The sequence below is a fragment of the Vibrio mytili genome (assembly GCF_049563345.1).
Classification (GTDB): Bacteria; Pseudomonadota; Gammaproteobacteria; order Enterobacterales; family Vibrionaceae; genus Vibrio; species Vibrio mytili.
Genome location: NZ_CP110481.1, coordinates 717313 through 740853, shown reverse-complemented (window position 1 = coordinate 740853; position 23541 = coordinate 717313). Strand labels below are relative to the sequence as shown.

Genomic DNA, 23541 nt, shown 5'->3' with positions numbered 1-23541 from the left:
AGTGATTACCCAAATAACGTCGGACTTTTAGAAACAGCAATATTCGCAGCCATCACCAACCAACCCAGCGCGCCTAAAAAGCCAAAAATTTGCAGAAGTTTGTTTTTTGCTAACTTCAATGCAAAAAAACCTAAGGCGATGTACGCGAGTACGCAGGTGATCTTATTCGTCAACCATGGTGCAGCATCGGTAAACGGAATAAAACCAGTGATAAAGATAAGAGCAATACCAGACAATAGCAGCGCAGTATCTACCACATGGGGAAACACTTTTAGAAAACGATGGTTGCGCTTTGGAGAGTTCATCATCATCAATACGAATCGGATCGATAATAACGTGGCACTGAGCGCCACGGTTAGGAGGTGAATATGTTTTAAAGCTACGTACATTTATCTTCTCTTTTGTATTGTGCCACTGGTTACAAACACGATGAAACCGTTTATTGCTTTGGTGTTCGCAATTTTAACCATGGCAACAGTGGCTGCTGACTGACTCAATGTGGTTATGGGGTGAAACAACCGAGCGTTACTCGATCGTTGCCACCGTAATCTTTCTCTGTGGTGACTTGCTGGTAGCCAAAGTCGCTCATAATATCCCGAACGGCACTAGCTTGATCGTAACCATGCTCAAACACAAGCCACCCTCCTAACTCTAAATACTGACGCGCAGTATTTGCGATATAGCGAATGTCTGCGAGTCCCTGCTCATCTGCCACTAGGGCGGACTTTGGCTCGAAGCGAACATCCCCTTGCGCAAGGTGCGGATCTTTTTCATCAATGTAAGGAGGATTGGAAACAATTAAAGCAAACTTTGTACCCAACTCAATTGGTTCGAACCAACTGCCTTGGTTAAACGTCACATTTTTAATGTTTAGCTGAGCAGCATTCAACTCGGCCAGTTGTTTTGCTTCTGATTTGAGATCAACGCCGATGACTTGTCGTTTCGGTAGTTCCGATGCCAGTGCCAACGCGATTGCACCGGTTCCTGTACCTAGATCAAGTATGGCCCCACACTGATTGAAGGTTTTATCCAGCGCGACTTCGACCAAACGCTCGGTATCGGGCCTTGGGATTAACGTCGAGGGCGAGACTTTCAAAGGTAATGACCAGAACTCCCGCTCACCAATAATGTAAGCCACTGGTTCTCCTGTGAGACGCCTTTCAAGTAATGCTTCAAATTGCTCTTGCTGCTGCGTTTCTAACGCTTTTTCTGGCCAAGTAAGAAGGTAAGACCTTGGTTTATCGAGCACAAAGCAAAGCAGTACCGCGGCATCTAAAGCAGGCGACGTTTTGCCGCCTGCTGTGAGTTTTGCCGTGGCACTCTTCAGTGCTTGTTCAATCGATTGAGCTTGAGCCATGAGTTACACGTTCTCGGCAAGTGCCGCTAACTGATCTGCTTGGTGTTCTTGAATCACTGGATCGATCAAACTTTGTAGATCCCCTTCCATCACTTCATTCAAGCGGTATACCGTTAGGTTGATACGGTGATCAGAAACGCGCCCTTGTGGATAGTTGTAAGTGCGAATACGGTCACTGCGGTCACCCGAACCAAGTAGGTTACGACGGGTGTCTGAGACTTCGGCTGCACGCTTTGCTTCTTCCGCTTGGATAATACGAGCGGCAAGCACTGCCATCGCTTTCGCTTTGTTTTTGTGCTGTGAACGTTCGTCCTGACACTCCACAACAGTACCGGTTGGTAAGTGAGTGATACGGATAGCAGAATCTGTGGTGTTGACGTGCTGACCACCTGCGCCCGATGCACGGAATGTGTCTATTTTAAGGTCAGCCGCTTTGATTTCTGGAATTTCCGCTTCCGGAATTTCCGCCATAATCGCAACAGTACACGCAGAAGTATGAACGCGACCTTGTGATTCAGTTGCTGGCACACGTTGTACGCGGTGGCCACCTGACTCAAACTTCAAGATGCCGTATGCGCCATCACCACTGACTTTGGCGATCATCTCTTTGTAACCACCATGTTCTGATTCGTTAGAAGACATCACTTCGATACGCCAGCCTTTTTTCTCTGCGAATTTGCTGTACATACGGAATAAATCACCAGCAAAAATACCCGCTTCATCGCCCCCCGCACCAGCACGAATTTCTAAGAAACAGTTACGGTCATCGTTCGGATCTTTAGGCAAAAGCAGTATTTGTAGTTCATCGGCTAAACGCTCGATGGTCGCTTTAGCTTCTTTAATTTCTTCTTGCGCCATTTCGCGCATTTCAGGATCTTCTTCGTTTGCCATCTCTTCAGCTGCAACAAGATCTTCTTGCGCTTGTTGATAAGCCTGGAAGCACTTTGTCACTTCCTCTAGCTGAGAGTACTCTCGAGATAGAGCACGGAATTTGTCCTGATCGCCAATGACGTCAGGATCACCAAGAAGATGTTGTACTTCTTCGTAACGTTCGACTAGCGTTTCAAGCTTAGTCAGAATAGAGGCTTTCATAGTGTCGTTTTCTTAATAAAAAGCGTGAGTCACAGATCATCCAAGCCAAGAGTCTGGCGGATAATCGTTAATTTTGCCGGTTCGCCCTGTTCCGCCGCGCTTTGCAATGCACGAGTCGGGGCGTGAATTAATTTATTGGTGAGCTTGTTACTGAGTTCACGTAGAACTTTTTCTGGTTCAGCGCCTGCTGCCAAAGACTGCAAACTTTTACTGAGCAAGTCCTCGCGTATTTCATTAGCTGCCGCTCGGTAATCCCGAATGCTATCTACAGCTTGTAGGGAACGTAACCACGTCATAAACGCAGCACTTTCCTCACTTACAATCGCTTCAGCCTGAATCGCTTCTAATTTACGTTGCTCAATATTGTTATCGATTATAGATTGCAAATCATCGACCGAATACAAATAAGCGTCGTTCAGCTCCCCGACTTGTGCTTCAACGTCCCGAGGAACGGCAATATCGACCAACAACATAGGTTGATGTCGACGTTTCTTTAATGCCGTTTCTACCATCCCTTTGCCAATGATCGGCAACGGGCTTGCCGTCGAACTAATCACAATATCCGCTCTTGCCAAATGATCTGGAATTTCATTCAAACTGATCACTTCTGCACCGAACTGTTCGGCCAAGCCCTGAGCTCGCTCCTTAGTACGGTTAGCGACAATCATGTTCCCACAACCATTCGAGGATAAGTGCTTGGCGACCAACTCAATGGTTTCGCCAGCGCCAACCAGTAAAACCGTCGAGTCAGATAAAGATTCAAATATGTGTTTAGCAAGCGTACAGGCCGCATAGGCGACCGACACCGCATTACCGCCAATATCTGTTTCAGTGCGAACGCGCTTGGCTACAGAAAAGTTTTTCTGAAACAATTTGTCTATTGATGCATCAACAGATTGATGTTCGCGTGAATCAAAAAACGCTTGTTTGACCTGCCCTAGAATTTGGGGTTCACCCAATACCAATGAGTCAAGCCCACAAGACACGCGCATCAAGTGTCGAATGGCCGCCTGCTCTTCATGTACATAAAGGCTTGGCATCAAATCTTCTCGGCTCACTTGATGGAACTGAGCCAGCCAATCGATCAGTTTATTTCGCGCTCCTTGCTTTACATCGCAGTACAACTCCGTTCGGTTACAAGTTGACACGATCACACTACCGTTGACCGCTTCATGCTCGCGAAGCTGTTCTAAGGCTGGACCCAATTTGTCCGGCCCAAACGCCACCTTCTCTCGCAAGTCGACAGACGCTGTATTGTGATTAATTCCAATAGCAAGCAAGGACATCTAACGTGGTATCTCTGAGATCGATTATAAAATAGGTTCAGAATTTTACTGTAAGGACGCAGTTATTGAAAGGGTAAGCCGGATTTGTTTTCCTAAGTCCGTCTTTTCAATGCTATAGTTGTGAACGAATACAGATGAAATCGATTAATAAGCCATCAAACATGACCTTACGCTCCTTTATTATCTTTCTCCTATCCGGCCTTTTACTGGTTGGTTGTTCTTCTATTCCAGAAAGTGTCACCAGCGTAGAGTGGCAAGCACATGAAAAAAAACTAGAATCTATTCAAACGTTTCAGGCGACTGGAAAACTCGGTTATATTGGGCCAGAGCAAAGGCAGAACCTGAATTTTTTCTGGAAGCACTCATCTGCACTTAGCCAGCTTCGACTCACGACAATACTTGGTCAAACCGCATTAAACCTGACCATCACACCCCAAGGAGCAACAGTAGAAACATACGATGACCAAGTACTTTCTGCTCGCGATGCCAACCAATTGATTTACCGTCTCACCGGATTAATGATACCCGTTGATCATATGCCAGATTGGTTGCTTGGCTTACCAACCGACGCAGACAAGTTCCAACTCTCTGCAACCAACACACTGCAAGGTTTAGAGAAGAAAATAGATTTAAATCAGTGGAGTATCGCATACCAAAGATACACCGATGTACAATGGCATAAGCATGCCCTGCCTTTGCCAAGTCGACTAAAACTGACCACCTCTGACGTAAAAATAAACCTCATGATCACAAAATGGAACATCGCCCAATGATCGACATTTCAACCCGTTGGCCCTCACCAGCAAAATTGAATCTCTTTCTTTATATCAATGGTCGGACTGAAAACGGCTATCACGAGCTGCAAACCCTGTTCCAATTTGTCGATTATGGTGACGAGCTTACTATCCAAGCTAATCACTCTGGTGACATTACCCTTTCGCCAGCAATACAAGGCGTGCCTTTGCAAGACAATCTCATTTGGAAAGCAGCGACCGCCTTGCAAAACTACGCGAACTGTCAGCTTGGTGCGCATATTGAACTGCATAAAATCCTTCCTATGGGAGGCGGTATCGGAGGAGGCTCATCGAATGCCGCGACGACACTGGTTGCGCTCAATTATTTGTGGCAACTGAATCTCAGTGATGATGAGTTAGCGGAGATTGGCCTGAAGCTTGGTGCGGATGTACCGGTATTTGTGCGAGGTTTTGCCGCTTTTGCGGAAGGAGTTGGGGAGAAATTGTCTCCGGCTTACCCAGAAGAAAAGTGGTATCTCGTCATCAGACCGAATGTTTCCATCGCTACCGCCGACGTTTTTTGTCATCCAAATCTGACGCGAAACACCCCAAAACGCGATCTGGAAACACTTTTGAACACACCAAACGTAAACGATTGCGAAAAAATTGTACGAATGCTCTACCCAGAGGTTGATAAGCAACTTTCATGGCTGCTACAATACGCGCCGTCAAGATTGACTGGGACAGGATCTTGCGTTTTTGCTGAATTTTCGAGCAAGACAGAAGCAGAAACTCTCCTTGCACAACTCTCTGATAACGTCTCGGCATTTGTCGCTCATGGCCGCAATATTTCGCCACTAAAAGAGACTTTGGCTGAATACCAATCAGCCTCACACCGACCTATTTAAACTGGACGCAAACCCGAGGTTTCCACCGTGCCTGATATGAAGCTATTTGCTGGTAACGCAACACCTGAACTAGCCCAACGTATTGCTGATCGTCTATACATCTCTCTTGGTGATGCATCTGTTTCTCGCTTTTCTGATGGCGAAGTTGCAGTTCAAATCAATGAGAATGTTCGTGGTAGCGATGTTTTCATCATTCAATCCACTTGTGCACCGACTAACGACAACCTAATGGAATTGGTTGTTATGATTGATGCAATGCGCCGTGCTTCAGCAGGCCGTATCACTGCAGTTATTCCTTACTTTGGTTACGCTCGCCAAGATCGTCGTGTACGTTCTTCTCGTGTGCCAATTACTGCAAAAGTTGTTGCTGATTTCCTATCCAACGTTGGTGTTGACCGCGTTCTTACTATCGACCTACATGCAGAGCAAATTCAAGGCTTCTTCGATGTACCTGTAGACAATATCTTCGGCACTCCAGTGCTTCTAGAAGATATGCAGGCGCGTGGCCTAGAAAACCCTGTGGTTGTCTCTCCTGATTTAGGTGGCGTTGTTCGCGCTCGAGCAACCGCGAAAGCACTGGGTGACATCGATATTGCTATCGTTGATAAGCGTCGTCCACGTGCAAACGTTTCTGAAGTGATGAACCTAATCGGTGACGTTGAAGGTCGCGACTGTGTCATCGTTGATGACATGATCGACACTGGCGGTACACTTTGTAAAGCAGCGGAAGCACTCAAAGAACGCGGAGCTAAACGTGTATTCGCTTACGCAACTCACGCAGTGTTCTCTGGCAATGCGGCACAAAACATCGGTAATTCTGTTCTAGACCAAGTGATCGTAACAGATTCAATTACGATGAAAAAAGAGATGGAAGCGACAGGTAAAGTGACCACACTTAGCCTGTCTCGCATGCTGGCTGAAGCGATCCGTCGTATCAGCAACGAAGAGTCAATATCTGCAATGTTCAATTAATTCGAACATTTCAGTTAGCCTAATTTTGAAACACCCCTCTTTGGGGTGTTTTTTTATTGGTACTGAGTGTGCACGATGTGAGTACAAAAGATCGTATATTGTGAGTTCACCCTCTGCGAGTTTTCTGTGCTATCATACTGCGCTTTTTGAGATTCCAGAGAGATCCTAACCTTGAGTCAACAAATCAAACTTCTTGTTGGTCTTGCTAATCCGGGACCAGAATATGCTAAAACTCGCCATAATGCGGGTGCTTGGGTCGTAGAAGAATTAGCTCGCGTGCATAACATTACACTGAAGAACGAGCCAAAGTTTTTCGGGGTAACAGGCCGCATCATGATCAATGGACAGGATCTCCGTTTGCTCATTCCAACCACATTTATGAACCTGTCTGGCAAATCGGTTGCTGCAATGGCAAAGTTTTACCAAATTAAACCAGAAGAAATTATGGTTGCTCATGACGAGCTAGACTTACCGCCAGGTGTCGCTAAGTTTAAAAAAGGTGGTGGTCATGGAGGACATAATGGACTGCGTGACACAATAAGCAAACTTGGAAACAATAAAGATTTTTATCGCCTCCGGATTGGAATTGGCCATCCAGGGCACAAAGATAGAGTAGCAGGTTTTGTACTAGGCAAAGCTCCCGCTAAAGAGCAAGAGCTATTGGATGCCGCTGCCGACGAGTCGGTGCGCTGTCTAGACATTCTAATGAAGGATGGGCTGTCAAAAGCACAAAACCGCCTCCACACGTTCAAAGCTGAATAAGGTTACTATCATGGGTTTTAAATGTGGCATCGTTGGTCTACCTAACGTTGGTAAATCAACTCTGTTCAACGCACTTACTAAAGCAGGCATCGAAGCGGCTAACTTCCCGTTCTGTACTATTGAACCAAACACTGGTGTGGTTCCTGTGCCAGATCTACGTCTCGATGCACTTGCAGAGATCGTTAACCCACAGAGAGTTCTTCCAACGACGATGGAGTTCGTGGACATCGCAGGCCTCGTTGCTGGTGCATCACGTGGTGAAGGTTTAGGTAACAAATTCCTAGCGAACATCCGTGAAACGGACGCGATTGGCCACGTTGTGCGTTGTTTCGAAAACGACAACATCGTCCACGTATCAGGCAAAGTATCACCAATTGAAGATATCGAAGTCATCAACTTGGAACTTGCCATGGCTGACCTTGATTCTTGTGAACGCGCTATGCAGCGTAATGCAAAGAAAGCTAAAGGCGGCGACAAGGACGCAAAATTCGAACTGACTGTGCTTGAAAAGCTACTTCCAGTACTGACTGAAGGTGGTATGGCTCGTACGGTTGAGCTTTCTAAAGAAGAACTGGCAGCAGTAGGCTACCTAAACTTCCTAACGCTCAAGCCAACCATGTACATCGCTAACGTCAACGAAGACGGTTTTGAAGACAACGCCTACCTAGACGCTGTGCGTGAGTACGCCGAGAAAGAAAACAACGTAGTTGTTCCAGTCTGTGCTGCGATTGAATCTGAAATGGCAGAACTTGAAGACGACGAGCGCGAAGAGTTCCTCGCAGATATGGGCATAGAAGAACCTGGTTTAAACCGCGTGATCCGTGCAGGTTACGAGTTGCTAGACTTGCATACCTACTTCACCGCAGGTGTTAAAGAAGTTAGAGCCTGGACAATTCCTGTCGGTGCAACGGCGCCAAAAGCCGCTGGTAAAATACACACCGACTTTGAAAAAGGCTTTATCCGTGCAGAAGTCGTAGGTTACGACGACTTCATTCAACACAAGGGTGAAAGTGGCGCTAAAGATGCAGGTAAATGGCGTCTAGAAGGGAAAGACTACATCGTAAAAGACGGCGATGTTGTTCACTTCCGTTTCAATGTTTAATTAAATGAATGAATTTTAAACACTTCATTTACACAAAAAGCCAGCGTGAAAGCTGGCTTTTTTTACTTCTGAAACCAGATACCTACAGTAAACTCCCTAGTTGCACGCTAATTTATTTCCAGTTTTTGATCATAAACACGCCTCTTTGTTTAAAAAGAAAGCGAACAAGGTTTTTTCCTGGATTTATTGAAAAAAACTATTGACGGATCTCACTCAACTTCGCATAATGCGCGCCGTTCCCGACGACAAGACCATTGTCAGTCGAGAGAAAAAACATGGTTTTGGCTACGTAGCTCAGCTGGTTAGAGCACATCACTCATAATGATGGGGTCACAGGTTCGAATCCCGTCGTAGCCACCATTCCTAAATGCTTTTCTATCAGAGCAATTAGGAATAGATGCGGAAGTGGCGGAATTGGTAGACGCACCAGATTTAGGTTCTGGCGCCGCAAGGTGTGAGAGTTCAAGTCTCTCCTTCCGCACCATTCTTTCTTTAATAGAAAGATTAATAGTCTCACGACTATTAACCTGTAGGGCTATCGCCAAGCGGTAAGGCAGCGGCTTTTGATGCCGCCATTCCCTGGTTCGAATCCAGGTAGCCCTGCCATTACATCGAAGGTGGGAATTCCTTTTATAAAAGGGTTGTCACTGAGAGCGTGAGGGTTTATATTGTCTCGCTCAAAAAGATGGCTACGTAGCTCAGCTGGTTAGAGCACATCACTCATAATGATGGGGTCACAGGTTCGAATCCCGTCGTAGCCACCATATACAACGTTATTAACGGTTTTACCAATCACCTTAATAACTACAAATAAGATGCGGAAGTGGCGGAATTGGTAGACGCACCAGATTTAGGTTCTGGCGCCGCAAGGTGTGAGAGTTCAAGTCTCTCCTTCCGCACCATTCTTTCTTTATTAGAAAGATTAATAGTCTCACGACTATTGACCTGTAGGGCTATCGCCAAGCGGTAAGGCAGCGGCTTTTGATGCCGCCATTCCCTGGTTCGAATCCAGGTAGCCCTGCCACATACAACGTTTTCGAGGTTCACCAATCGCCTTGATAACTATAAATAAGATGCGGAAGTGGCGGAATTGGTAGACGCACCAGATTTAGGTTCTGGCGCCGCAAGGTGTGAGAGTTCAAGTCTCTCCTTCCGCACCATTCTTTCTTTATTAGAAAGATTAATAGTCTCACGACTATTGACCTGTAGGGCTATCGCCAAGCGGTAAGGCAGCGGCTTTTGATGCCGCCATTCCCTGGTTCGAATCCAGGTAGCCCTGCCATTATTTCTTTGAAATAAAGGTTCCTTGAAATACAGGAACGTTATCGAGGTTCACCAATCACCTTGATAACTATAAATCAAGATGCGGAAGTGGCGGAATTGGTAGACGCACCAGATTTAGGTTCTGGCGCCGCAAGGTGTGAGAGTTCAAGTCTCTCCTTCCGCACCATTCTTTCTTTATTAGAAAGATTAATAGTCTCATGACTATTGACTTGTAGGGCTATCGCCAAGCGGTAAGGCAGCGGCTTTTGATGCCGCCATTCCCTGGTTCGAATCCAGGTAGCCCTGCCACATACAACGTTTTCGAGGTTCACCAATCACCTTGATAACTATAAATCAAGATGCGGAAGTGGCGGAATTGGTAGACGCACCAGATTTAGGTTCTGGCGCCGCAAGGTGTGAGAGTTCAAGTCTCTCCTTCCGCACCATTCTTGATTAAAAGTTTAAAATGGCTACGTAGCTCAGCTGGTTAGAGCACATCACTCATAATGATGGGGTCACAGGTTCGAATCCCGTCGTAGCCACCATAAACAACGTTATTTAGGTTTTACCAATTACCTTGATAACTACGAATAAGTTGCGGAAGTGGCGGAATTGGTAGACGCACCAGATTTAGGTTCTGGCGCCGCAAGGTGTGAGAGTTCAAGTCTCTCCTTCCGCACCATTCTTTCTTTATTAGAAAGATTAATAGTCTCATGACTATTGACCTGTAGGGCTATCGCCAAGCGGTAAGGCAGCGGCTTTTGATGCCGCCATTCCCTGGTTCGAATCCAGGTAGCCCTGCCATTATTTCTTTGAAATAAAGGTTCCTTGAAATACAGGAACGTTATCGAGGTTCACCAATCACCTTGATAACTATAAATCAAGATGCGGAAGTGGCGGAATTGGTAGACGCACCAGATTTAGGTTCTGGCGCCGCAAGGTGTGAGAGTTCAAGTCTCTCCTTCCGCACCATTCTTGATTAAAAATTTAAAATGGCTACGTAGCTCAGCTGGTTAGAGCACATCACTCATAATGATGGGGTCACAGGTTCGAATCCCGTCGTAGCCACCATTGATTCGATTACTAGCTAACGCTAATAATCGTGTAGATTTTAAGATGCGGAAGTGGCGGAATTGGTAGACGCACCAGATTTAGGTTCTGGCGCCGCAAGGTGTGAGAGTTCAAGTCTCTCCTTCCGCACCATCTTAAATAATCTACAATATCAAACCTGTGCGGAAGTGGCGGAATTGGTAGACGCACCAGATTTAGGTTCTGGCGCCGTAAGGTGTGAGAGTTCAAGTCTCTCCTTCCGCACCATTCTTTCCTTTATGGAAAGATCATAGTTTTTAGACTATGCTTTAGGGCTATCGCCAAGCGGTAAGGCAGCGGCTTTTGATGCCGCCATTCCCTGGTTCGAATCCAGGTAGCCCTGCCATATACAACGTTTTCGAGGTTCACCAATCGCCTTGATAACTATAAATAAGATGCGGAAGTGGCGGAATTGGTAGACGCACCAGATTTAGGTTCTGGCGCCGCAAGGTGTGAGAGTTCAAGTCTCTCCTTCCGCACCATTATTTGAAACCCAGTATTAAGTTGCTGGGTTTTTTCTTTTTCTGGACTCGGTGAATTAACTACCATTGGTATTAATTGACCGGATTAAAAAAGCGAGCTTAATGCTCGCTTTTTTTCTATCTATCCACAAAAACTGGCAGCAATCACATGCCGAGTGCGTATTTAAGAACTTGGGATTTGATTGGTCCAGAGTGCTCAGCCAATTTTAGTGCCGCATTGCGTGCAAACTTTAATGGACCCAGATCATTACTAAAACCTTTGTAGAAGAAATCCATCCCTGTCTGCATCAGTAGGTTATCTGGACGACGAGAACGCTCATATTTCGCCAATAGCGCATCACTTAACTCATTCTGGTTTTGTGTCACTTTTAGTAGAACATCAACATCCTTAAAGCCTAGATTTACTCCCTGGCCGGCGAGTGGATTGATAGTATGTGCTGAATCACCAACAAGGACACACCCTTTATTCGAATAGGACTGAGCATGACGACGAGTCAAAGGGAACGAGCCAAACTGCAGTACTTCAATGTCACCGAGCTCTTTCGGGAAGTGATGTAAGATCTCAGCTCTCAGCTGAGACTTCGTCATGGAGCACAACTGTTTAATACGGGCTGGTGAGTCATACCAAACTAATGAACCTTGCCCTAATTCAGTTCCTTCATCCTCGAAAGAACATAATGGCAAGAAAGAACGCGGACCAGAGGGTGTAAACTGCTGCCACGTAATATCTTGTTGCGGTAATTCAGTCTTCACATTGATCAACATGCAATGTTGACGGTAATCCCACGCAGTAATTCCAATTCCGGCCAATTGACGCACTTTCGAGTTTGCACCATCAGCACCGATCACCCACTGCGCCTCAAATTGCTTGCCACTCTCTAGAGTCACGCGATTACACTGTTCAAACTCTATGGTTTTTAAACGTTCTGGGCATTCAAGAGTCAGGTTATCGTACTGCCCAAAGGCTTGCCACAATCCTAATTGAATGAGGCGGTTTTCTGCAATGTAACCCAGTTGCTCAAGGGATAATTCATCCGAATGAAATCGAGTACGACACTCCGGATGTTCCCAAGTTTCCAAACGACGGTAGGGACAGACACGCATCGCTTTAATTGACGCCCATGCACCCAACGACTCAAGAAGTGACACGGATTGATGAGAAATAGCGGATACGCGTATATCCATAGCTTGAGAGCTATCAAACGGTTTTGGTTCGTTTCCCTCAACAACAACTACACTTCTGCCCTGCTGAGCAAAACCTATCGCCATTGCTGCACCGACCATACCTCCGCCTATTACTGCGATGTCATATCTGTTCATTTTTTGTTCTTCATTATCTTGATTCACCAGCTTTTTTCATTGTACGTCTCACCCAAGCATTTACAAAACGGTTTATCTTTAGTTATGGCTATATAGAGCCCCTCACTTTTGACATCATCTCTCTATATATACTGCTCAGTAAGCTAGATTTTTTCATTCGTTTTTATGGTCAAAAACCTTGTTCAACATAAAGCGAATCCCCTGATTTCATCAGGCTTTGCAGAGAATTGACCAGATCACTAGTCAGGTGCTTTTTAAAGCAGTACAATACGCCGCTTACCGTCGAGACGGCGGCTAAAACTTGGTCACCACAACTGCTATTATATCGGTGACTTTCTGGAAACATTGGGCGATTTGCTCCCTTAATTTAAACTAACGATCGAGCGAACAACATGAGTAAAAAACTGCTAATTAAAACCTGGGGCTGCCAGATGAACGAATACGATTCATCAAAAATGGCGGATCTACTGAATGCGACTAACGGCTACGAGCTGACAGAAGAACCAGAAGAAGCAGACGTATTACTACTTAATACCTGTTCTATCCGTGAAAAAGCACAAGAGAAGGTATTCCATCAGCTAGGTCGTTGGAAAACGCTAAAAGACAAAAAAGCAGGCGTCGTGATTGGCGTGGGTGGTTGCGTAGCAACGCAAGAAGGTGACCACATTCGTGAACGCGCACCTTTTGTTGACGTGATCTTTGGTCCTCAAACATTGCACCGCCTGCCAGAGATGATCAAACAGTCTCAGTCAGATGACGCTCCGGTCATGGACATTTCATTCCCAGAGATTGAAAAATTCGACCGTCTACCAGAGCCTCGTGCTGAAGGCGCGACAGCATTCGTATCCATTATGGAAGGCTGCTCTAAATACTGTACATACTGCGTAGTGCCATACACACGTGGTGAAGAAGTTAGCCGCCCAATGGACGACGTGCTATTCGAAATCGCACAGCTTGCCGAGCAAGGCGTACGTGAAGTCAATTTGCTAGGTCAGAACGTGAATGCGTACCGTGGGTCTACTCACGATGGTGAGATCTGTTCGTTTGCAGAATTGCTTCGCCTGGTCGCATCCATCGACGGTATCGATCGTATCCGCTTTACCACTAGCCACCCACTAGAGTTTACTGACGATATCATCGCTGTTTATGAAGATACGCCTGAACTCGTAAGCTTCCTACACTTGCCAGTACAAAGTGGTAGTGATCGCGTTCTGACAATGATGAAGCGTCCGCACACAGGCATTGAGTACAAATCGATCATCCGTAAGCTACGCAAAGCACGTCCTGATATCCAAATCAGTTCTGACTTTATTGTTGGCTTCCCAGGTGAAACGGACAAAGACTTCCAAGACACGATGAAGCTTATCAAAGACGTCGACTTTGATATGAGCTTCAGCTTTATCTTCTCTCCTCGCCCAGGTACGCCTGCCGCTGATTACCCATGTGATCTGTCAGAGGAAGTGAAAAAAGAGCGCCTGTATGAGCTCCAACAAACAATTAACGCTCAGGCTATGCGTTACTCTCGTCTAATGCTAGGTACTGAGCAACGCGTATTGGTTGAAGGGCCATCTAAGAAAAATCTAATGGAACTGCGTGCTCGTACAGAAAACAACCGTGTAGTAAACTTTGAAGGTAGTGCAGACCTCATTGGTCAGTTCGTTGATGTGAAGATTGTAGATGTATTTGCAAACTCACTACGTGGTGAGCTAGTACGTACAGAAAAAGACATGGACCTTCGTAGCGTGATTTCTCCAACGCAAATGATGGCGAAAACCCGCCGCGAAGATGAGCTAGGTGTAGCGACTTTTACGCCTTAAAGCTTGAAATTACCTGACTAAGTAACCATCTTAGAAGAAGGTATGTAAAGCCATTAGAAGCCCGGTCTAAATCGGGCTTCTGCAAGGTGGCATAAAATGAGAGGCAACATTGAGTAATAAAATCGTAACTCTAGAAATCAACCTAGAACCTTCAGACAACCGCCGTCTTGCAAGCCTGTGCGGTCCATTCGATGATAATATCAAGCATTTAGAACGCCGCTTGGGCGTTGAAATCAACCACCGTAGTGATCATTTTACTATCGTAGGTAAGCCCCATACCTCAGCGGCTGCGCTAGATATTCTCAAAACGCTTTACGTGGATACCGCACCAGTACGCGGTGAGATCCCAGATATCGAGCCTGAACAGATCCATCTTGCGATCAAAGAGTCAGGGGTGTTAGAGCAAAACACTGAGTCAAATATCGAGCACGGTAAAGAGGTGTTCGTCAAGACGAAGAAGGGAGTCATTAAGCCACGTACTCCGAATCAAGCTCAATACTTAGTTAATATGGTGACACACGATATCTCATTTGGTATAGGTCCTGCGGGTACAGGTAAGACTTACCTTGCGGTTGCAGCAGCAGTTGATGCGCTTGAACGCCAAGAGATTCGTCGTATTTTGCTGACTCGTCCAGCGGTTGAAGCTGGCGAAAAACTCGGTTTCCTGCCAGGAGACTTGAGCCAGAAAGTCGACCCATACCTTCGTCCACTGTACGATGCATTATTTGAAATGCTAGGCTTTGAACGGGTTGAGAAACTGATTGAGCGTAACGTAATTGAAGTCGCCCCACTTGCATACATGCGTGGTCGTACCCTGAACGACGCATTTATTATTCTCGATGAGAGCCAAAACACCACGGTAGAACAAATGAAAATGTTCCTCACACGTATTGGCTTTAACTCTCGTGCAGTGATCACTGGTGACGTAACCCAGATCGACTTACCGCGCGGCGCTAAATCGGGTTTGCGTCATGCGATTGAAGTACTAAACGAAGTGGATGATATCAGCTTCAACTTCTTCCTCGCCGACGACGTCGTGCGTCACCCTGTTGTTGCTCGTATCGTTAACGCCTATGAGAAATGGGAAGCGCAAGATCAGAAAGAGCGTAAAGAGTTTGAAAAGCGTCGTCGTGAAGAGCGTGATGCCAAATTACTTGAAGCTGCCAAAGCTGAGCTAAACACTCAAGCTACTGCAACGAAGGAATAACTATGGCGATTGAACTCGATCTGCAACTGGCAGTCAAAAGTGAAGAAGGTTTACCTTCTAAACAAGACTTCCAATTATGGTTGGACAAGACTATCCCTCTTTTTCAACCACAAGCAGAAGTCACCATACGCGTTGTGGATGAGCAAGAAAGCCATACATTGAATTATGATTATCGTGGCAAAGATAAACCAACCAATGTGCTTTCTTTCCCTTTTGAAGCCCCACCGGGTATGGAATTGGATCTATTAGGTGACTTGATCATTTGCCGACAAGTTGTTGAAAACGAGGCGGCTGAGCAAAACAAACCGCTATTAGCTCACTGGGCACATATGGTTGTACATGGTAGCTTGCATCTGCTAGGTTATGATCATATTGAGGATGACGAAGCCGAAGAGATGGAGTCCCTCGAAACGGAAATCTTGCAAGGCATGGGTTATGACGACCCATACCTCGCAGAAAAAGAGTAGCGTTAAGCCACTCGATTGTGAAAGGCAAATTACTCACAGTATTCTCGTATGTGCCTTTCTATGTGAGCTATCACACTTCTGATAGCGTTACTTACTTGAGAAACAATGAACGAAGATAATTCGCCCCCCGCATCCAACGAAGGGCAGAAAGAAAAGGCAGAAGGTCCGAGTAGAAAGTCCTTCTTTGAACGCTTAGGTCAACTCTTTCAAGGCGATCCAAAAGACCGCCAAGAGCTTGTGGATGTGATCCGCGACTCTGAAGTTAATGACCTGATCGACCACGATACCCGAGACATGCTTGAGGGTGTTATGGAGATCGCCGAAATGCGAGTGCGAGACATTATGTTGCCACGCTCGCAAATGGTCACAGTTGATCGAAAAGACGATCTCGATACGCTCGTCATGTTGATCACCGATGCGCAACACTCTCGCTACCCTGTGATCAGCGAGGACAAAGACCATGTGGAAGGCATTCTGCTCGCGAAGGACTTACTTAAATACTTAGGCTCTGACAGCAACCCATTTGACATCGAAGAGGTCATTCGACCTGCTGTGGTGGTTCCGGAAAGCAAACGCGTTGATCGCTTGCTAAAAGAATTCCGAGAAGAACGCTACCATATGGCGATCGTTGTCGACGAGTTTGGTGGAGTATCTGGACTGGTAACCATCGAAGATATCCTCGAAGAGATCGTTGGCGATATTGAAGATGAGTTCGATGATGATGAAGAAACCGATATTCGTAAGCTTAGCAAGCATACGTTTGCCGTTCGAGCGTTAACAACTATTGAAGAATTTAATGCCACGTTCGGTACCAACTTCAGTGATGAAGAGGTAGACACTGTCGGTGGTATGGTTATGACTGCCTTTGGTCACCTACCGTCACGAGGTGAGCTTGTCGAAATTGAGGGCTATAACTTCAAAGTCACCGCTGCCGATAACCGTCGTGTCATTCAACTCCAAGTCACCATTCCAGATGAAGAGACACTGGTAGAAGCGGCTCAAGAGTAACGCGATACCCTGTAGGGAATATCAGAAAATAATAATGATGAATGAATTCTTTCATCGCCTCAAGCGGCCCTTAGCGGCCGCTTTTGTTGGCGCCTCCACTACATTAGCCTTTGCCCCTTACCAACTGTGGCCATTGGCGATCCTCAGCCCGGCACTATTGCTTATTCTTCTCGCAAAGCAGACACCAAAACGCGCGCTTTGGATAGGTTACTCCTGGGGACTTGGCCAGTTTGCAACTGGCGTTAGCTGGGTTTACGTCAGTATATCTGGCTTTGGCGGAATGCCACTGATTGCCAACGTATTTTTGATGGCGTTATTGGTGGCCTATTTAGCCATCTACTCTGGCCTGTTTGCTTGGCTCAATAATCGACTCTTTCCCTCACTGACCTTAAGCCAAGTACTGCTAGCTACGCCTGCGCTTTGGCTGATTACCGATTGGCTACGCGGATGGGTTATGACTGGGTTCCCTTGGTTGTGGCTAGGATACAGTCAAATTGATGCCCCATTTGCCAGCTTTGCGCCAATTGGTGGTGTGGAACTTCTGACCCTATTAGTTGTTATCTCTGCCGGGGCTATGGCTTACGCTTGGCTTCATAAACAATGGTTAGTCGTTGTAATTCCTGTGGTACTGCTCAGTACAGGGTTTGGTATTCGCCAGTACGATTGGGTCACTCCACGTTTGCAGGACACGACCAAAGTTGCTCTACTCCAAGGTAATGTTGATCAGAAATTAAAATGGTTGCCGAGTCAACGCTGGCCTACGATCATGAAGTACACTGACCTGACCCGAGAAAACTGGGATGCCGATATCATTGTCTGGCCAGAGGCTGCGATCCCAGCCTTCGAGATCGAAGTGGCGTCATTTCTCAAAAACATCGATAGTGCAGCAAAGAACAATCACAGTGCGATCGTTACTGGGGTCGTGAATCAAACCGACGATCATCAGTTTTACAATAGTATTTTAGCACTCGGCACCACACCATACGGTGACTACAGCTTTGATATGACACAGCGATATCACAAACACCATCTACTGCCGTTTGGGGAATTTGTACCGTTTGAAAATATCCTGCGTCCACTCGCGCCGTTCTTTAACTTACCGATGTCATCGTTCAGTCGTGGGGATTTTATCCAGCCTAACATCGTCGCAAATGGCAAACATATGGCGCCAGCACTGTGTTATGAAATTATCTTTAATGAGCAAGTGCGTCAAAACATCACCGACGACACTGACTTCATCTTAACGTTATCAAACGATGCATGGTTTGGACACTCTATCGGACCACTACAACATATGGAAATAGCTCGGATGCGCGCGTTGGAGTTAGGCAAGCCTCTGATTCGTTCAACCAACAATGGTTTAACCGCGGTGACAGATCACAAAGGTAAGATTATCGAACAAGTCCCTCAGTTTACAACTGCGGTTCTACGCGCTGAAGTAGCTCCCACTGATGGAAAAACGCCATACCGTATTTTCGGTACCTGGCCGTTGTATATCTGGGTGGCACTCAGCCTAATCCTTGCCTGGTGGTTACCGAGAGTAAGTAATAAGTCCAATCAAGATAAGTAAAGACTCAAATACTTATTTGCAACGCTATAACGCATCAGTCACACGCGCAGCAAAATCAGTCACACGAACAAAAAAAGAGGCTTGATAGCCTCTTTTTTATTCGAGCTAAGGTTTTAGTGGCTGGCGACTAAAGCCTGTGTGACCGCATTTAATGCATGGAATAACCACGGTGGGATGATTATAGGTTGTCTTATGGCCGCATTCATCACATACCAGTGTCCCTAAACCTATCACATCGCCAACTTCATACAAACCTTGGTGCTCAAGATCGTCAAACAACTCCATCCATTCGATTTTTGTACGATCGGTAATTTCCAATAACCCTTGCCAAATAGAATCGGCAATTGTTAGATAGAACGGCCCGGTTTTACTCTCTTCATAGCTTTCAGAGAACTCTTTCAAGTCGGATTTGATATAAGCTTTAATCAGAGCCAACTCATCTTTGGTCAAGTCATTGGCGGCATCCACCACTTTGCCCGACGTTTCAATCGCTTTGTTCACTTCTTCCGGACTTTGCTTCAAGGTTTCGATAACATCCTCGAGCATTTCCTCGTAACCTGTTTTACGTTTAGGCATAACTGACCTCCATCTTTGCTCCTACCGATGTCACTTAAGCGTGCATGGGTAGAGATTGGCTATTGTTGTGCACCCTAGCTTTAGGTATTCTATGATGATCTATTTAAGTCTGTTCTAACCGAACTCACAAATTCCAAGATAAACGGATACCATCGATGCAAGAGCAATACAACCCACAAGAGATTGAACAAAAAGTTCAAAAGCACTGGGATGACAACAAAACCTTTGTTGTAAGTGAAGACCCAAATAAAGAAAAATTCTACTGTTTATCTATGTTTCCATACCCAAGTGGTCGACTGCACATGGGTCACGTCCGTAACTATACCATTGGTGACGTAGTCTCTCGCTTCCAACGCCTACAAGGTAAAAATGTCATGCAGCCTATCGGTTGGGATGCATTCGGTCTACCTGCAGAAAACGCGGCTGTAAAAAACAAAACAGCGCCTGCGCCATGGACTTACGAAAACATTGAGTACATGAAAAACCAACTTAAGTTGCTCGGTTTTGGCTACGACTGGAACCGCGAATTCGCCACATGTACGCCTGAATACTACCGTTGGGAACAAGAATTCTTCACTAAGCTTTACGAAAAAGGCCTGGTTTACAAGAAGACGTCATCAGTGAACTGGTGTCCAAATGACCAAACGGTTTTAGCGAATGAACAGGTAGAAGACGGCTGTTGCTGGCGTTGTGACACTCCGGTAGAGCAAAAAGAGATCCCTCAGTGGTTCATCAAAATCACCGAATACGCACAAGAACTACTTGACGACCTAGACAACCTAGACGGCTGGCCTGAAATGGTGAAAACCATGCAGCGTAACTGGATTGGTCGCTCAGAAGGCGTTGAACTTAAGTTCACAGTGAAAGGCCATTCTGATCTGGAAGTTTACACCACACGTCCAGACACGCTAATGGGTGTGACTTACGTAGGTATCGCAGCAGGTCACCCTCTTGCAGCATTAGCAGCAGAGACCAATCCTGAGCTTGCAGCATTTATCGACGAATGTAAGAACAACAAAGTTGCGGAAGCTGAGCTAGCAACAATGGAGAAGAAAGGTATGGCGACTGGCCTTACTGCAATTCATCCATTGAACGGCCGTGAAGTACCAGTGTACGTCGCCAACTTCGTACTGATGGACTATGGTACAGGTGCGGTTATGGCAGTCCCTGCTCACGACCAGCGCGATTTTGAATTCGCAACCAAATACGGTCTAGATATCGTACCCGTCATCAAGCCTGTTGATGGCAGCGAGCTAGATATCTCAGAAGTCGCATACACAGAAAAAGGGGTACTGTTCGATTCTGGTGAATTCGACGGCCTAGAATTCCAAGCAGCATTTGATGCCATCGCCGCCAAGCTTGAAGCAGAAGGTAAAGGCAAGAAGACCGTTAACTTCCGTCTTCGTGACTGGGGGGTATCTCGTCAACGTTACTGGGGCGCACCAATCCCTATGGTCACGACCGAAGATGGTGAAGTTCATCCTGTTCCTGCCGACCAACTGCCAGTAATTCTTCCTGAAGATGTGGTCATGGACGGCGTAACGAGCCCAATCAAAGCAGATAAAGAGTGGGCTAAGACCACCTTTAAGGGTGAGCCAGCGCTACGAGAGACAGATACGTTCGATACGTTCATGGAATCTTCTTGGTACTACGCTCGCTACTGTTCACCGCAAGCGGACGACATCCTAGATCCAGAAAAAGCAAACTACTGGCTGCCTGTAGACCAGTACATCGGTGGTATCGAGCACGCTTGTATGCACCTATTGTACTCACGCTTCTTCCACAAACTTCTGCGTGATGCTGGCTACGTGACGTCTGACGAACCGTTCAAACAACTCCTATGTCAAGGCATGGTGCTGGCGGATGCGTTCTACCACACTAACGAGAAAGGCACCAAAGAATGGGTTGCTCCAACTGACGTGAAAGTTGAGCGTGACGGTAAAGGTCGCATCGAATCGGCTGTAGACAATCAAGGTCGTAACGTTGAGCACTCAGGCATGATCAAAATGTCTAAGTCGAAGAACAACGGTATTGACCCGCAAGAGATGGTCGACAAATACGGTGCCGACACTGTACGCCTATTCATGATGTTCGCTTCTCCAGCAGACATGACACTAGAATGGCAAGAGTCTGGTGTAGAAGGTGCGAACCGCTTCCTGAAACGTGTATGGAAACTGGTAAAAGAACACACTGAGAAAGGCGCATCAGACGCTGTGGATGCAGCTGCACTTTCTAGCGACCAAAAAGCGCTTCGTCGTGATGTTCACAAGACCATTGCGAAAGTGACGGACGATATCGCTCGTCGCCAAACGTTCAATACCGCTATCGCTGCAATCATGGAGCTCATGAACAAGCTTGCAAAAGCACCTCAAGAGTCGGTTCAAGACCGTGCAATTCTGGATGAAGCACTGAAAGCAGTCGTCGCAATGCTTTACCCTATCACTCCACACATTTCGTACGAATTGTGGACAGCACTAGGTCAATCGGACATTGATAACGCTGGATGGCCAACTTACGACGAAAGTGCGCTGGTTGAAGACGAGAAGACCATTGTTGTTCAAGTAAACGGCAAACTACGTGCGAAACTGACCGTTGCTGCTGACGCAAGCAAAGAACAAGTTGAAGAACTTGGTCTGAACGACGAGAACGTGACTAAATTCACCGAAGGTAAGACCATCCGTAAAGTCATTTACGTTCCGGGTAAACTTCTCAATATTGTTGCGAACTGATCATTGCAAAATCTGCAACTTTTCGTCTCTCAATAATTAGCGAACTATTTCGTTAATAATGAGTCATAAACAGGGTGAATAATCACCCTGTTTATTTACCTCAAACTATTTGTTTAAAGTGGTTTGAGGTAAATCCCTCTTTCAATTTAGGATGAATACAATCAATGCGTTTTTTCTCTGCCATTCAACTGCCAGTAGTATTGGTATTAACGGGGCTTCTTTCTGCCTGCGGCTTCCACCTTCGTGGCGAATATTCCGTTCCGGAAGAACTGCACACCATGTCCTTTTCTAGTTATGATGAATACAGCCCGCTAACCCGTTATGTGCGCTCTGAACTGACACTCAACAAAGTAGAGCTTGTTTCACCATCATCAAGTATACCTAACTTACACTTGCTCAGAGCAAGCCTAGACGAACGCACATTGTCACTGTACCAAAATAGCCGTGCAGCAGAAAAAGAGTTGACGTACGTGGTGAACTACCGTGTCACTATTCCTGGATACGGCTCGAAGAGCTTTACCACAACCGTAAACCGAAATTACCTTGATAACCCGCTAACCGCATTGGCAAAATCTGTTGAGCGTGATGTGATAGAAGATGAGATGCGCCAGCAGGCCGCTAAACAAATGATGCGTCAGCTAGGTCGTATCCGAGCAGAGTACGAAGCCGGTCACGTCCAAGAACCTGCGACGAACACAAACTCTTAGTCATCATGCGAATTTATGCGGATAAACTGGCTGATCACCTAGCCAAACAAATAAAGCAAGTTTACCTAATCTTTGGTAACGAGCCGCTATTGATTCAGGAGAGTCGTCAGGCGATCCAGAAAGCAGCGCAACAGCATGGCTTCGAAGAAACACATCGATTTTCCATAGATCCCAACTTGGACTGGAATCAAGTCTACGATTGCTTTCAGGCATTAAGCTTATTTTCTAGCCGCCAGATCATTGAGTTAGAGGTCCCAGAAAGTGGGATGACGGCGACGGTTAGTAAAGAGCTACAATCGCTTTGTGACATACTGCATGACGACATCATGTTGGTCATCGTGGGTAGTAAGCTTACGAAAGCACAAGAGAATGCGAAATGGTTTAAGTCTCTGAGTACAAAAGGAGATTGGGTCAGTTGCCTGACACCAGACTTGCAACGCTTGCCGATGTTCATCCAAGCACGCTGCCGAAAGCTAGCACTCAAGCCCGATCAGCAATCACTACAAATGCTCGCACAATGGCATGAAGGGAATTTATTCGCTCTCTCTCAGAGCCTAGAGAAACTGGCACTACTCTACCCTGATGGAGAGTTGACGATAGTGCGCCTCGAAAAAGCCTTAAGTCGCAACAATCACTTTACCACGTTTCACTGGATAGATGCTGTACTTGCCGGTAAAGCCAATCGAGCTCAACGTATATTGAGGCAGTTAGAAGCAGAAGGCATTGAATCTGTCATACTTATTCGTAGTATTCAAAAAGAGTTCCATCAGTTGTTAAGTATGCACAGAGACTTAACTCAGATGGGAATGAATCAAGTTTTTGAAAAATATCGGGTGTGGCAAAACAAGCGGCCACTATACAATGCAGCACTGAACAGACTAACGGCTCAACGTATACACGCACTTATCTCAGTGCTCGCGCAAGCAGAGATAAAAGCGAAAACCCAATATGACCAATCCGTTTGGCCAACTATTCATCAATTGAGCCTAGAAACCTGCTCTCCTGATATTAAGCTGGCAATTTAAAAATCAAAGCGTGATATAGTGCGCGACCTTGTTTTGCCCTAGATACGTGCAAAACAAACCGAGACAAG

At 46.1% G+C, this 23541-nt stretch carries 19 protein-coding genes and 20 tRNA genes; 33 read left to right on the top strand and 6 right to left on the bottom strand.

The features are described 5' to 3' along the window. Positions 1–5: 5 nt before the first annotated feature. The 4 genes from ONE56_RS03470 to hemA all read right to left on the bottom strand — a co-directional run bounded on the left by ONE56_RS03470 (position 6) and on the right by hemA (position 3735). Positions 6–389, bottom strand: a complete 384-nt coding sequence (locus ONE56_RS03470; protein WP_331439323.1) for a SirB2 family protein — start codon at positions 387–389, stop codon at positions 6–8. Between the two features lie 113 nt (positions 390–502). Beyond that, positions 503–1357 (bottom strand): peptide chain release factor N(5)-glutamine methyltransferase, encoded by an 855-nt coding sequence (gene prmC, locus ONE56_RS03465; RefSeq protein WP_331439324.1) that lies wholly within the window; start codon positions 1355–1357, stop codon positions 503–505. Between the two features lie 3 nt (positions 1358–1360). Continuing rightward, positions 1361–2449 carry a peptide chain release factor 1 gene (gene prfA, locus ONE56_RS03460; RefSeq protein WP_423840230.1) on the bottom strand — a complete coding sequence of 363 codons (1089 nt, stop codon included), beginning with the start codon at positions 2447–2449 and terminating at the stop codon, positions 1361–1363. Between the two features lie 29 nt (positions 2450–2478). After that, the gene (gene hemA, locus ONE56_RS03455; protein ID WP_041156167.1) at positions 2479–3735 is read right to left on the bottom strand and encodes a glutamyl-tRNA reductase; all 1257 of its coding nucleotides are present in this window, start codon (positions 3733–3735) and stop codon (positions 2479–2481) included. Positions 3736–3869: 134 nt separating this feature from the next. On the opposite strand from hemA, the gene lolB reads away from it, so the two are divergent. The 25 genes from lolB to ONE56_RS03330 all read left to right on the top strand — a co-directional run bounded on the left by lolB (position 3870) and on the right by ONE56_RS03330 (position 11047). Next, on the top strand, positions 3870–4508 hold the full coding sequence (gene lolB, locus ONE56_RS03450; protein WP_084735864.1) for a lipoprotein insertase outer membrane protein LolB: 639 nt from the start codon (positions 3870–3872) through the stop codon (positions 4506–4508). Beyond that, on the top strand, positions 4505–5377 hold the full coding sequence (ispE, locus tag ONE56_RS03445; protein ID WP_423840229.1) for a 4-(cytidine 5'-diphospho)-2-C-methyl-D-erythritol kinase: 873 nt from the start codon (positions 4505–4507) through the stop codon (positions 5375–5377). Before lolB ends, ispE begins: the two co-directional genes overlap by 4 nt. A gap of 27 nt (positions 5378–5404) precedes the next feature. Beyond that, positions 5405–6349, top strand: coding sequence for a ribose-phosphate pyrophosphokinase (locus tag ONE56_RS03440; RefSeq protein ID WP_041156165.1), 945 nt, complete (start codon positions 5405–5407; stop codon positions 6347–6349). 171 nt (positions 6350–6520) lie between these two features. Further along, positions 6521–7111 carry an aminoacyl-tRNA hydrolase gene (gene pth / locus ONE56_RS03435; protein WP_041156164.1) on the top strand — a complete coding sequence of 197 codons (591 nt, stop codon included), beginning with the start codon at positions 6521–6523 and terminating at the stop codon, positions 7109–7111. 10 nt (positions 7112–7121) lie between these two features. Next, entirely contained in the window at positions 7122–8213 is a 1092-nt protein-coding gene (gene ychF / locus ONE56_RS03430) for a redox-regulated ATPase YchF (RefSeq protein ID WP_041156163.1), read from the top strand. 283 nt (positions 8214–8496) lie between these two features. Continuing rightward, positions 8497–8573, top strand: a tRNA-Met gene (locus tag ONE56_RS03425). A gap of 39 nt (positions 8574–8612) precedes the next feature. After that, positions 8613–8697 (top strand) — tRNA-Leu (locus tag ONE56_RS03420). A 47-nt stretch (positions 8698–8744) separates the two neighbouring features. Beyond that, positions 8745–8819 (top strand) — tRNA-Gln (locus tag ONE56_RS03415). A gap of 81 nt (positions 8820–8900) precedes the next feature. Continuing rightward, positions 8901–8977, top strand: a tRNA-Met gene (locus tag ONE56_RS03410). Positions 8978–9030: 53 nt separating this feature from the next. Next, a tRNA-Leu gene (locus tag ONE56_RS03405) sits at positions 9031–9115 on the top strand. Positions 9116–9162: 47 nt separating this feature from the next. Then, positions 9163–9237: transfer RNA gene (locus ONE56_RS03400), tRNA-Gln, on the top strand. 51 nt (positions 9238–9288) lie between these two features. Beyond that, positions 9289–9373, top strand: a tRNA-Leu gene (locus ONE56_RS03395). 47 nt (positions 9374–9420) lie between these two features. Then, positions 9421–9495 (top strand) — tRNA-Gln (locus ONE56_RS03390). 83 nt (positions 9496–9578) lie between these two features. Beyond that, positions 9579–9663, top strand: a tRNA-Leu gene (locus ONE56_RS03385). Between the two features lie 47 nt (positions 9664–9710). Then, positions 9711–9785, top strand: a tRNA-Gln gene (locus ONE56_RS03380). Positions 9786–9837: 52 nt separating this feature from the next. After that, positions 9838–9922, top strand: a tRNA-Leu gene (locus ONE56_RS03375). Between the two features lie 22 nt (positions 9923–9944). After that, positions 9945–10021: transfer RNA gene (locus ONE56_RS03370), tRNA-Met, on the top strand. 52 nt (positions 10022–10073) lie between these two features. Continuing rightward, a tRNA-Leu gene (locus tag ONE56_RS03365) sits at positions 10074–10158 on the top strand. A 47-nt stretch (positions 10159–10205) separates the two neighbouring features. Beyond that, positions 10206–10280 (top strand) — tRNA-Gln (locus ONE56_RS03360). Between the two features lie 83 nt (positions 10281–10363). Then, positions 10364–10448: transfer RNA gene (locus tag ONE56_RS03355), tRNA-Leu, on the top strand. A 22-nt stretch (positions 10449–10470) separates the two neighbouring features. Further along, a tRNA-Met gene (locus tag ONE56_RS03350) sits at positions 10471–10547 on the top strand. A gap of 47 nt (positions 10548–10594) precedes the next feature. Then, a tRNA-Leu gene (locus ONE56_RS03345) sits at positions 10595–10679 on the top strand. Positions 10680–10708: 29 nt separating this feature from the next. Then, positions 10709–10793: transfer RNA gene (locus tag ONE56_RS03340), tRNA-Leu, on the top strand. Positions 10794–10836: 43 nt separating this feature from the next. Next, a tRNA-Gln gene (locus ONE56_RS03335) sits at positions 10837–10911 on the top strand. 51 nt (positions 10912–10962) lie between these two features. After that, positions 10963–11047: transfer RNA gene (locus ONE56_RS03330), tRNA-Leu, on the top strand. Between the two features lie 144 nt (positions 11048–11191). Here the strand turns inward: ONE56_RS03330 and ONE56_RS03325 are convergent. Further along, the gene (locus ONE56_RS03325; protein WP_423840228.1) at positions 11192–12367 is read right to left on the bottom strand and encodes a 2-octaprenyl-3-methyl-6-methoxy-1,4-benzoquinol hydroxylase; all 1176 of its coding nucleotides are present in this window, start codon (positions 12365–12367) and stop codon (positions 11192–11194) included. Positions 12368–12759: 392 nt separating this feature from the next. Between ONE56_RS03325 and miaB the strand changes: the two genes are divergently transcribed. The 5 genes from miaB to lnt all read left to right on the top strand — a co-directional run bounded on the left by miaB (position 12760) and on the right by lnt (position 18436). Next, entirely contained in the window at positions 12760–14184 is a 1425-nt protein-coding gene (miaB, locus tag ONE56_RS03320; protein WP_041155399.1) for a tRNA (N6-isopentenyl adenosine(37)-C2)-methylthiotransferase MiaB, read from the top strand. Positions 14185–14293: 109 nt separating this feature from the next. Then, positions 14294–15391 carry a PhoH family protein gene (locus ONE56_RS03315; RefSeq protein ID WP_041155398.1) on the top strand — a complete coding sequence of 366 codons (1098 nt, stop codon included), beginning with the start codon at positions 14294–14296 and terminating at the stop codon, positions 15389–15391. A 2-nt stretch (positions 15392–15393) separates the two neighbouring features. After that, positions 15394–15858: an rRNA maturation RNase YbeY gene (gene ybeY / locus ONE56_RS03310; RefSeq protein ID WP_041155397.1), complete on the top strand. Its 465-nt coding sequence runs from the start codon at positions 15394–15396 to the stop codon at positions 15856–15858. Positions 15859–15963: 105 nt separating this feature from the next. After that, positions 15964–16866, top strand: coding sequence for a CNNM family magnesium/cobalt transport protein CorC (corC, locus tag ONE56_RS03305; RefSeq protein ID WP_041155396.1), 903 nt, complete (start codon positions 15964–15966; stop codon positions 16864–16866). Between the two features lie 34 nt (positions 16867–16900). Further along, entirely contained in the window at positions 16901–18436 is a 1536-nt protein-coding gene (lnt, locus tag ONE56_RS03300; RefSeq protein WP_423840227.1) for an apolipoprotein N-acyltransferase, read from the top strand. A gap of 105 nt (positions 18437–18541) precedes the next feature. On the opposite strand, the gene ONE56_RS03295 is transcribed toward lnt, so the two are convergent. Beyond that, entirely contained in the window at positions 18542–19012 is a 471-nt protein-coding gene (locus ONE56_RS03295) for a zinc ribbon-containing protein (protein WP_041155394.1), read from the bottom strand. A 155-nt stretch (positions 19013–19167) separates the two neighbouring features. Between ONE56_RS03295 and leuS the strand changes: the two genes are divergently transcribed. From leuS to holA, 3 genes are all read left to right on the top strand, one after another. Further along, positions 19168–21741, top strand: a complete 2574-nt coding sequence (leuS, locus tag ONE56_RS03290) for a leucine--tRNA ligase (protein ID WP_041155393.1) — start codon at positions 19168–19170, stop codon at positions 21739–21741. Positions 21742–21905: 164 nt separating this feature from the next. Further along, on the top strand, positions 21906–22448 hold the full coding sequence (lptE, locus tag ONE56_RS03285; RefSeq protein WP_041155392.1) for an LPS assembly lipoprotein LptE: 543 nt from the start codon (positions 21906–21908) through the stop codon (positions 22446–22448). A gap of 5 nt (positions 22449–22453) precedes the next feature. Then, positions 22454–23473: a DNA polymerase III subunit delta gene (gene holA, locus ONE56_RS03280; protein WP_423840226.1), complete on the top strand. Its 1020-nt coding sequence runs from the start codon at positions 22454–22456 to the stop codon at positions 23471–23473. Positions 23474–23541: the final 68 nt, after the last annotated feature.

What these genes read in the sequence shown, in the direction of transcription:
- ONE56_RS03470 (WP_331439323.1), bottom strand. Translation starts at nt 389, where the DNA reads ATGTACGTAGCTTTAAAACATATTCACCTCCTAACCGTGGCGCTCAGT.
- prmC (WP_331439324.1), bottom strand. Translation starts at nt 1,357, where the DNA reads ATGGCTCAAGCTCAATCGATTGAACAAGCACTGAAGAGTGCCACGGCA.
- prfA (WP_423840230.1), bottom strand. Translation starts at nt 2,449, where the DNA reads ATGAAAGCCTCTATTCTGACTAAGCTTGAAACGCTAGTCGAACGTTAC.
- hemA (WP_041156167.1), bottom strand. Translation starts at nt 3,735, where the DNA reads ATGTCCTTGCTTGCTATTGGAATTAATCACAATACAGCGTCTGTCGAC.
- lolB (WP_084735864.1), top strand. Translation starts at nt 3,870, where the DNA reads ATGAAATCGATTAATAAGCCATCAAACATGACCTTACGCTCCTTTATT.
- ispE (WP_423840229.1), top strand. Translation starts at nt 4,505, where the DNA reads ATGATCGACATTTCAACCCGTTGGCCCTCACCAGCAAAATTGAATCTC.
- ychF (WP_041156163.1), top strand. Translation starts at nt 7,122, where the DNA reads ATGGGTTTTAAATGTGGCATCGTTGGTCTACCTAACGTTGGTAAATCA.
- ONE56_RS03325 (WP_423840228.1), bottom strand. Translation starts at nt 12,367, where the DNA reads ATGAACAGATATGACATCGCAGTAATAGGCGGAGGTATGGTCGGTGCA.
- miaB (WP_041155399.1), top strand. Translation starts at nt 12,760, where the DNA reads ATGAGTAAAAAACTGCTAATTAAAACCTGGGGCTGCCAGATGAACGAA.
- ybeY (WP_041155397.1), top strand. Translation starts at nt 15,394, where the DNA reads ATGGCGATTGAACTCGATCTGCAACTGGCAGTCAAAAGTGAAGAAGGT.
- corC (WP_041155396.1), top strand. Translation starts at nt 15,964, where the DNA reads ATGAACGAAGATAATTCGCCCCCCGCATCCAACGAAGGGCAGAAAGAA.
- lnt (WP_423840227.1), top strand. Translation starts at nt 16,901, where the DNA reads ATGATGAATGAATTCTTTCATCGCCTCAAGCGGCCCTTAGCGGCCGCT.
- ONE56_RS03295 (WP_041155394.1), bottom strand. Translation starts at nt 19,012, where the DNA reads ATGCCTAAACGTAAAACAGGTTACGAGGAAATGCTCGAGGATGTTATC.
- leuS (WP_041155393.1), top strand. Translation starts at nt 19,168, where the DNA reads ATGCAAGAGCAATACAACCCACAAGAGATTGAACAAAAAGTTCAAAAG.
- lptE (WP_041155392.1), top strand. Translation starts at nt 21,906, where the DNA reads ATGCGTTTTTTCTCTGCCATTCAACTGCCAGTAGTATTGGTATTAACG.
- holA (WP_423840226.1), top strand. Translation starts at nt 22,454, where the DNA reads ATGCGAATTTATGCGGATAAACTGGCTGATCACCTAGCCAAACAAATA.